The organism is Actinomyces sp. S6-Spd3 (assembly GCF_000758755.1).
In the GTDB taxonomy this organism is placed as follows: Bacteria; Actinomycetota; Actinomycetes; order Actinomycetales; family Actinomycetaceae; genus Pauljensenia.
In genome coordinates this window covers 1-725 of the sequence record NZ_JRMV01000012.1, presented here as the reverse complement: position 1 = coordinate 725, position 725 = coordinate 1, and the positions used below count along the sequence as shown (strand labels likewise).

The window sequence follows — 725 nt, the reverse complement described above, 5'->3', positions numbered from 1 at the left end:
CAAGGTCGGCCGTGAGTTGCTCGAGCTGCTTGTCTTCCAAGGGCAACGCGTTTGCGTTCATCTCTTCAAGAGCCAGTCCTGAGATGCCCGTGTCGGCGCGCGTGAGTCCAGCATTCATTGCTGCGGCGAATACTTCGTCTGCATCAAATCGTGCCGGCAGGTAAACAAATTTTGAATGGGGGTAAATGACGATTAAGTGGCGGTTAAACCAGTCGTATGCGGCTGTAGCTAGTGGCTCATTTATGGCTGGCGCTGATCCGATAGCCCCAAGGTAGGTTTCATTTGGTGCGATTACGTTCGCGTAGGACGTTGCCAGCTTGTTGTCGTTTAGGGCGCCGTAAAGGGAAACTCCATTGTCGTCGCGTTCGAAAATGTACTCTTCCTGTTTTCCTTTGAGAATGAGCAGGGCTTCGTAGATGACGTGTTGCTTATCAGCTTCGAGTTCGTAGATAAGCGTGGTTTCTTTGACAATGAATTCAAGTGTGAATTTCGATGGTTTTCGATTGCCGTAGGGTAGGTGCGGGAAAACGGGTAGGAGAGCGCCAGGTCGGCGAGCTCCGATGATAATTTCGCGTAGTGTGGCGAGTGCTTCAATGAGTGTAGATTTTCCTGCAGCATTGGCGCCATAAATGGCAGAGACAGGTAGAACTCGACCTTGTTTTGTGTGGGCTAGACGTTCGCCGTGTTTGCGTTCGCGTGTTGCGATCATTGAAAATTCTGTAGGG

General features: G+C 50.8%; 1 protein-coding gene. It reads right to left on the bottom strand.

Annotated elements, in window-relative coordinates; translation table 11 throughout:
• The coding region (locus HMPREF1627_RS00075; protein ID WP_158705773.1) for an AAA family ATPase at window positions 1–709 on the bottom strand (709 nt) is incomplete at its 3' end.
• Window positions 710–725 lie beyond the last annotated feature (16 nt).